This window comes from Bacillota bacterium (genome assembly GCA_030705925.1).
Classification (GTDB): domain Bacteria; phylum Bacillota; class Clostridia; order Oscillospirales; family Feifaniaceae; genus JAUZPM01.
This window is the reverse complement of sequence record JAUZPM010000111.1, coordinates 1-3,496: the sequence shown is the minus strand read 5'-3', so window position 1 is coordinate 3,496 and position 3,496 is coordinate 1. Positions and strand designations below refer to the sequence as shown.

Sequence of the window (3,496 nt, the reverse complement as noted above, 5' to 3'; positions counted from 1 at the left end):
GCTTTCAGCTATAATGAAGGTAAGCGGCACTTTAGACGGCACTTCCGATAATTCCTATAAAATCGTAAAAGAGCCGAAACTCGGCAAAGCGGCAATAGATCCGGGAAGCAATGTATTCGAATACAGCGCGCCTGATAAGAAAACCGGAACAGATTCGTTTGAATATCAGTCGCTTGACTCAAAAGGAAATGTTCTTTCAACCGGAAAAGTTAACGTCAAAGTCGAGAAACCGTCAAGCACCGTAACATTTGCGGATATGACCGACTGCTATGCAAATTATGCGGCAGTCAAGCTGACGGAAGCCGGCGTATTGAGCGGAACCGAACTTGCCGGCAATAAATTCTTTCATCCGACAAACACAGTCAATCGCGGCGAATTTCTCGCAATGCTTATGACTGCGCTCGAGGAGGATGGAGATGTATCCACTGTTTCGAATACCGGGCTTGCCGATGATAAGGAAACCCCGAAGTGGCTCAAAGGTTTTATAAAGAAGAGCGTTGATAAAGGCATAGCGAGCGGAAAGACAGACAAAAAAGACAGCACTGCATCCTTTGCTCCAAACGACACAATAACACGTGCGGAAGCTGCCGTTATGGTCAACAATGCGCTTGCAGTAAAGCTTCCGTCAGAAGTCGGCCTCACCTATACTGACAGCGAAAGCATCCCGACGTGGGCTTATACGGCAGTCAGCACACTGACCAATATTAAGGTCATGAACGGTGACAACGATAACAGGGTCGACCCGTGCGGTCAGCTGACAAGAGCTGAGGCGGCACAGCTTATCTATAACGCCGTGAAGTATAAAGATAGCACAAATTCAAGCGCATACAACGTTTTCAGCTGGTTTAAATAAAATTAATGATTTCGTGACCGTAAATGCATGCTTTACGGTCACGAACCGTTTTATTTATCTGCTTTCATTGCGTCGATGCGGCTTTCATCAGGTGTGACGAAAAGCGTTTTATTATCCGTGAAGATCACAAACCCCGGTTTTGACCCCGGTGGTTTTTTGACATGCCGCACTTCTGTGTAAGTAATCGGCACTTTTTGAGACATACGAAATTTGCTGTAAAAAGCCGCAAGCATGGCCGCCTCCAAAAGGGTTTTATCGCTTGGAGCTTTGCCGCCGCACGAAATGATGACGTGCGAACCCGGAATATTGAGGGCGTGAAGCCAGATGTCGTTCTTCATTGCGGTTTTAAGGGTAAGCTGATCGTTTTGGATGTTGTTTTTGCCGACGTATATATCTGTTTTATCTGATGATATGAAATGCATCGGCTTTGACGTTCTGCCACGATTCAAGGCTTTTTTATTTTTATTTTTCAAATACCCGCCTGCAATCAGCTCTCCGCGGATCTCGCTGAAATCTGCCTCGTTTTCTGCTGTTTCAACTGCTTCGAGAATCGACTCAAAATACTGAAGCTCTCTTTCGGCAAGAGCTATCTGTTCTGCGATCATATTTTCAGCCGTTTTCAGCTTTTGATATTTCTTGAAATACTGCTGCGCATTCTGTGCGGGGCTTTTTGTTATGTCCATAGGTATGCGCACAGTTTTCATATCTTCATAATAATTTTGAAGCTCTGCAAAAGGCGCACCCTTTTCGATTATAGCAAGGTTGGTGGTGACAAGCTCACCAAATATCCTGAATTTTTCACGGTCGGCACATGCGGCAAGCTCATCTTTTTGAAGAGAAATCTTTTTTGTAAGCTTAGATATAGTATTAGTAGCAAGATGTGTCAGCTCCTGCCCTCTAAGCTTTTTCCGTTCTGCCTCGTCTCTTTCACGGTAATATGCGTCAAGCAGGTCTGAATAGCTTCCGTAAGTCCTGCACTCCGCACTGGTTCCATATTGACCTATACCAGTCACCGTGAAATCTTTCGGCTTTCCGTTTATAATGAGCATCGTGGGGCTGTGCTGTCCCGCCTTAAGGTCATCAAAAAAAGCCGATAACTCTTTGATGATCTTTTTTCTTGAAAATGACGGCAGTTCCGTGACCGGGCAATCCCAAACGCCGACTGCTTTAAATGCGATTTCTCGGGCAAGCAGCGGCGACAGCCCCATAACTCTTGATATAAGCATTTTTTCAAGCAGGATAGGCGTGTCTTCGTTTAAAATCGCACTTTCTATGCGGTCAAAATCTGTAAACGGATTATATTTATTCTGCGAGTCTGGCAGTTCATACCTAATTCCGGACATGATCTGGCGAGACTGGTTTTCTGAAATATCTATGTGAAAAAGCGAATCTATAACTCTGCCCTCTCCGTCGGTCAGGATAATGTTGCTGCGCCTGCCAAGCACCTCTAATATAAGGCTTTTTTTCTCGATATCGCCTAGTTCGTTTATATTTTCAAAATCCAGCTTTACCACACGTTCAAAGCTAAGCTGTGTAAAGCCGATAAGCTTGCCGGATGTTAAATATTTTCTAAGAAGCATACAGAACATGGGCGGCGCGTCTGGATTTTCTTTTGCAACCTCGGTAAGCTGGACTCTTGGGTAATTTGCGTTTGCGCTTATAAGAAGCCGCAGATTTTCGCCAAGGCTGCGCATTACCAGCACGACCTCGTTCTTTTCTGGCATATGGATTTTTGAAATTTTTCCGCCAAGCGCTTTTTTATTTATCTCCTGCGACATAGCGTGCAAAAAAACTGCGTCAAAAGGCATAATTTCTCCTTAAATCGTCGTTATGACATTGTCGAGCAGTGTAGATTTGATAAGCTCGATGCCTGGAAACTTTTCTTTTATAACAGACATAGGCAGGACAAGCGACGGGTCTTCTGTAAAATGATGCCCCGCAATGACAAGATTGATTTTAAGGTCTGCGGCTTCGACATGGAAGTTATGCTTCATTTCGCCCGTAACGAATGTGTCGCACCCCGCCGCCTTTGCCTCATAGATCATGGTCGGCAGACTGCCGCCCATTACCGCGACCTTTTTTACAGGCAGCCCCGCGTCGTGTATCAGCACATAGGTTCCGTGTAAATTTTCTTTAACGTCACGTGCAAACATTTGAAGGGACAATGGCTTTTCAAGCTCGCCTATCCTGCCAAGTCCGATTTTCGGCTCTCCGTTTTTACATATTATCGGGTGCACATCCGAAAGCCCGCAGGCAGTTGCCAGAATATCATTTACGCCGCCCTGCACGCTGTCAAGATTGGTGTGAAGGCATATTGCGGCTATGCCGTTTTTAATAAGGCGAAACACCCTGCCCTCAGGTGAAAAATCGTTTTTCACAGCGTTTATCTGCGTGTCTTTACGAATGACAGGATGATGGCTGACGATAAGTTCACAGCCCATTTCTTTGGCTTCATTTATGATGCTATCGGTTATATCGAGAGCAAAAAGCACACGGGTTATCTCGGCATTTTCATCGCCGACAAGCAGGCCAACATTGTCAAAATCCTCTTTTAAGTCGAAAGGAATCCTTTCATTTATCGCGTTTGCTATATCAATCAGTTTTGCCATATTTAAGCCTCCTTATTTCACTGAAAAGCCCAAG

3 protein-coding genes are annotated in these 3,496 nt (G+C 45.0%); 1 reads left to right on the top strand and 2 read right to left on the bottom strand.

Annotation, left to right across the window (positions count from 1 at the left end):
- Positions 1–853, top strand: an 853-nt coding sequence (locus Q8865_11150) for an S-layer homology domain-containing protein (protein MDP4153974.1), incomplete at its 5' end; no start/stop codon positions are given.
- A 50-nt stretch (positions 854–903) separates the two neighbouring features.
- Here the strand turns inward: Q8865_11150 and Q8865_11145 are convergent.
- Together Q8865_11145 and Q8865_11140 are read right to left on the bottom strand one after the other, a co-directional pair.
- Entirely contained in the window at positions 904–2,661 is a 1,758-nt protein-coding gene (locus Q8865_11145) for an NFACT RNA binding domain-containing protein (protein MDP4153973.1), read from the bottom strand.
- A 9-nt stretch (positions 2,662–2,670) separates the two neighbouring features.
- On the bottom strand, positions 2,671–3,462 hold the full coding sequence (locus Q8865_11140; protein MDP4153972.1) for a Nif3-like dinuclear metal center hexameric protein: 792 nt from the start codon (positions 3,460–3,462) through the stop codon (positions 2,671–2,673).
- Between the last annotated feature and the right edge of the window lie 34 nt (positions 3,463–3,496).

Coding starts and splice junctions, on each gene's coding strand:
- Q8865_11145 (MDP4153973.1), bottom strand. CDS start 2,661: ATGCCTTTTGACGCAGTTTTTTTGCACGCTATGTCGCAGGAGATAAAT.
- Q8865_11140 (MDP4153972.1), bottom strand. CDS start 3,462: ATGGCAAAACTGATTGATATAGCAAACGCGATAAATGAAAGGATTCCT.